The 4,540-nt window shown below is 51.6% G+C and carries 4 protein-coding genes; 3 read left to right on the top strand and 1 reads right to left on the bottom strand.

The window, feature by feature from the left end; translation table 11 throughout:
- Positions 1-77: 77 nt before the first annotated feature.
- Positions 78-1,385, bottom strand: a complete 1,308-nt coding sequence (locus tag Q1M25_RS08390) for a replication-associated recombination protein A (protein WP_300483813.1) — start codon at positions 1,383-1,385, stop codon at positions 78-80.
- A gap of 151 nt (positions 1,386-1,536) precedes the next feature.
- On the opposite strand from Q1M25_RS08390, the gene Q1M25_RS08385 reads away from it, so the two are divergent.
- The 3 genes from Q1M25_RS08385 (at position 1,537) to Q1M25_RS08375 (ending at position 4,247) form a co-directional block, all read left to right on the top strand.
- Positions 1,537-1,911, top strand: a complete 375-nt coding sequence (locus Q1M25_RS08385) for a hypothetical protein (RefSeq protein ID WP_293202763.1) — start codon at positions 1,537-1,539, stop codon at positions 1,909-1,911.
- 85 nt (positions 1,912-1,996) lie between these two features.
- Positions 1,997-3,406, top strand: coding sequence for a threonine synthase (gene thrC / locus Q1M25_RS08380; RefSeq protein WP_300483812.1), 1,410 nt, complete (start codon positions 1,997-1,999; stop codon positions 3,404-3,406).
- 46 nt (positions 3,407-3,452) lie between these two features.
- Positions 3,453-4,247 carry a hypothetical protein gene (locus Q1M25_RS08375; RefSeq protein WP_150537733.1) on the top strand — a complete coding sequence of 265 codons (795 nt, stop codon included), beginning with the start codon at positions 3,453-3,455 and terminating at the stop codon, positions 4,245-4,247.
- Positions 4,248-4,540: the final 293 nt, after the last annotated feature.

The following is a 4,540-nucleotide window of genomic DNA, read 5'->3' as shown; positions in this document are numbered from 1 at the left end:
TTAAAAATATTCAAACAGCAAAGGCCGTCTGAAAAATTCAATTTGATCTTAGATTTGTATTATGCACATTTATTGTTTTAATCATCCAGCGCATCTTCATCCAAAGATTTCAACCATTTCAGCTTTTCGCCAATTTTGATTTCCAGTCCGCGCGGGACAGGTTGGTAGAAATCAGGTTCATCCAAGCCGTCGGGCATATAGCTTTCGCCGGCGGCGTAGGCGTTAGGCTCATCATGGGCATAGCGGTATTCGCGTCCGTAGCCCAATTCTTTCATCAACTTGGTCGGCGCATTGCGCAGATGAACAGGCACTTCATCGCTGGCGTTTTCTTTAACGAAGCGGCGCATTTGGTTGTATGCCTTGTAGCCCGCGTTGGATTTGGCGGCGGCGGCAAGGTACAGCACGGCTTGCGCCAGCGCGAGTTCGCCTTCGGGCGAGCCTAAGCGCTCATAAGTAGCGGCAGCATCATTGGCAATCGTTAAGGCACGCGGATCGGCCAAGCCGATGTCTTCCCATGCCATGCGGACAATGCGGCGGGCAAGATAGCGCGGGTCGGTACCGCCGTCGAGCATACGGCAGAACCAATACAATGCCGCGTTAGGATGCGAACCGCGCACGGATTTGTGCAACGCGGAAATTTGGTTGTAGAAACTCTCTCCGCCCTTATCAAAACGGCGGATTTGCGCACCCAAACTATCGGCGAGAAATTCGGCGGTTAAGGGTTTCAGACGACGTGTATCGGCAGCACGTAAAAGTTGTTCCAACAGATTTAACAATCTGCGCGCATCACCGTCGGCGGTATTGACGAGCAGCTCTTGCGCATCGGCTTCAATCGTGAAATCTCGATATTCGGGCAAAGCCAAGACTTTGGCAATCAGTTTCTTGAGGTCGTCTGAAGATAAGGATTGTAAAACATACACCTGCGCGCGGCTCAACAGCGCGGGATTGACTTCAAACGACGGATTTTCCGTCGTCGCGCCGATAAAGGTCAGCAAACCGCTTTCGACATGCGGCAAAAACGCGTCCTGCTGCGCCTTGTTGAAGCGATGAACTTCATCGACAAACAAAATCGTCGCGCGTCCCTGCTGCAAAGCGATTTCGGCTTTATCGATTGCCTCGCGTATGTCCTTCACGCCGGAAAACACAGCGGAAACAGGCAGAAACTGGGCATTGAAACTCTGCGCCAAAATCCGTGCCAGCGTGGTTTTGCCTACACCCGGCGGCCCCCACAGCAACATAGAATGCGGCTTTCCACCCTCGACCGCCACGCGCAAAGGTTTGCCTTCGCCGATTAAGTGCTGCTGCCCGATGACATCGTCTAAAGAATGTGGGCGCAGGCGTTCGGCTAAAGGGGCTTCGGGTTGACGGGCAAAAAGGTCGGACATAGCGGCTTTCGTGCTGGCTGATTGAAAAGAAAACTCGCTAGCATTATACGGCAGTTTCGCAAACACACATATCGGGCCACATTACGGTATAATACATGCTATTTTGAGAACTCTTCGGGCGTTTCAGACGGCCTTGCTTACAGGAAACATCATGACTTCAAAAACTCTTTTGGCAGCTGTTACATCAGTTTTCTTATTGGGTGCATGCGCTACTGGCGGCGAATCTTTCGGCGGCTTGGGCAGCGGTACAGGTATCGGCAGCAGCGTAGTGAAAATGGCGGTAGACAGCCAATGCCGTACCGAATTGAACAAACGTAACGAATGGCGCGTCATTGCTTTGGCTATGAGCGCGGAAAAACAAGCCGAATGGGAAAATAAAATCTGCGGCTGCGCCAGCGAAGAAGCGCCAAACCAATTGACTGCAACCGAAATGATGCAGGTATTGAGCCCGGCAACCCGCGATCAGGCCATTGCTTCCGTTACCGCGAAAACGGTTACCGCCTGCTTCAAACGACTCTACAAATAATCGTTCAGACGGCCTTTTTAATATCGAGGCCGTCTGAATTCGTTTTGACTTTCTATTTGAATTTTAAATATATAGAGAAGAAACCATGAAATACATCAGCACCCGCGGTGCAACCGCACGCAAGCAATTCAGCGAAGTTTTATTGATGGGTTTGGCTCCTGACGGCGGTTTGATGCTACCTGAGCAATACCCTCAAATCGACCGTGCTACTTTAGACCAATGGCGCACACTCAGCTATCCTGAGCTGGCGTTTGAAGTCATGAGCCTGTTTGCCACCGACATCCCTGCTGATGATTTACGCGATATCATCAACCGCACCTACACCGAAGAAGTATTCGGCACCAAAGCCATTACTCCGGTTCGTACACTTTCAGACGGCATCAAAATTCAAGCCCTCTCCAACGGCCCGACTTTGGCATTCAAAGACATGGCCATGCAATTCTTGGGCAATGCGTTTGAATATGTATTGAACAAAGAAGGCAAAGAACTCAATATCTTAGGCGCCACCAGTGGCGACACCGGCTCTGCCGCCGAATATGCCCTGCGCGGTAAAAAAGGCGTCAATGTCTTCATGCTGTCTCCGGAAGGCAAAATGAGCGCATTCCAACGCGCGCAAATGTTCAGCTTGCAAGATGCCAACATCCACAACATCGCTGTTGAAGGCATGTTTGACGACTGCCAAGACATCGTCAAAGCCGTACAAAACGATGCCGAATTCAAAGCCAAATACCACATCGGCACAGTCAACTCCATCAACTGGGGCCGCATTGTCGCCCAAGTCGTGTACTACTTTGCCGGTTATTTCAACGCCACTTCGAGCAATGACGAAAAAGTCAGCTTCTGCGTACCAAGCGGCAACTTTGGCAATGTCTGCGCCGGCCATATCGCTCGTCAAATGGGCCTGCCAATCCACCGCTTGATTGTCGCCACCAATGAAAACGACGTATTGGACGAGTTTTTCAAAACCGGCGCATACCGCCCTCGCAACAGTGAACACACCCACGTCACATCCAGCCCGTCTATGGATATTTCCAAAGCCTCCAACTTCGAGCGTTTTGTGTTTGACCTGATGGGCCGCGATGCGGACGAAATCAAAACCTTATGGGCTGAAGTAGGTTCCGGCAAAGGTTTCAATTTGGAATTTGCCTTAAACAAAGTACATCAACAATATGGCTTTGTTTCCGGTAAATCGACCCATGCCAACCGCCTTGCCACCATCAAACAGGTTTACGAGCAAGATCATGAATTGATTGATCCGCATACAGCCGATGGCGTCAAAGTTGCCCGTGAAGTGCGTGAAGAAGGTGAAACGGTTGTTTGTTTGGAAACTGCGTTGGCAGCGAAATTCGATGCGACCATACGCGAAGCCGTCGGCGATGTCGCCATTCCGCGCCCCACCGCTCTGGAAGGTTTGGAAAACCTGCCGCAGCGCGTGCAAACCGTGCCGAACAGTGCGGATGCGGTAAAAGGCATCATCAAACAAACCCTTGCCTGATGTCCCGTGTGGGCGGCATTCCGTCCAAACTTAAGATTGAAAGAAAATGACTTTACCTATGCATAAAACCCGTTTTTCCATCCTGCTGGACGAACTGGCGGCAAAACAGGAGGCCGCCATCGCCCCCCACCTGCTAGCCGACGGAACCAAGGTATGGGTACGCAAAGCAGGCAGGCACAATGCGCGATGGCGTTACGCGCTGCTCGGTATGGTTGCCCGATATTTGAAACTGGGGTTGTTGAAGCCGGTCCCCAGCCTCGGAGGTGAGCCTGCCATTGCAACCGAGTCGAAACGCCTGTACGAATTGCGCTCTGCGGGGATAGCCGTTCCCGAATTGCTCGCCGTCCGGAAAAATGCCCTTATGTTCGGCAATTTGGAAGGGGTCCCGCTCGATACGCAAATCCGCAAAGAAGCCGAAGCCGGAAAGGCAGACGCTTGGCTTGCCGGTTTGGAAGCCATTGCCCATGTGCATGAAAAACGGCAGTTCCTCAGTCAGGCGTTTGCACGGAATATGATGTCGGACGGAAAAAACATCAGCTTTTTGGACTTTGAAGACGACCCTTCCGAAGTCCTGACCATAGCGCAATGCCAAGCCCGCGATTGGCTCTGCTACATTCATTCTACCGCGCTGATATTGAAAAACGGCGGACTACTGGAAGCGGCAGCGGAAAAATGGGGCAGCGTACTGTCAGCGCAGCCTGCAGAAATACAAAGGCTGATTGCCGCCACCGTCAAACCGATCCTCCCAATACGCGGGCTGGAACACCCCCGCTGGGGACGGGACGCGCTCAGGCTGGCAGCCTCGATTTCCCTGATTTACCTTGCGGATATGCCACCGTAAGGCACCGCCTATCCCGCTATGCCGTCTGAAAGCCCTTCAAACGGCATATAATCGCTGTGCATCAAGCATTGTCGCAACCATCCGTTTCGTTTAGAATTTTAGCTTTATCCCGAATTGGGCAGATATTTTCATTCTGACACACGTCCCAAATAAACACTTCCCATTTCTTTTACTGACAGGAAACCCAAATGGCAGCATTCAATACCCAAAAAGTATTGTCCGTACACCACTGGACGGACGCTTACTTCACTTTTACCTGAACCCGCGCCGAATCTTTGCGCTTTGAAAACGGC

It is taken from the genome of uncultured Neisseria sp., assembly GCF_951230505.1.
Taxonomy (GTDB): domain Bacteria; phylum Pseudomonadota; class Gammaproteobacteria; order Burkholderiales; family Neisseriaceae; genus Neisseria.
Note: the sequence above shows the minus strand (reverse complement) of the source record. Positions and strands in the feature narration are given on the sequence as shown.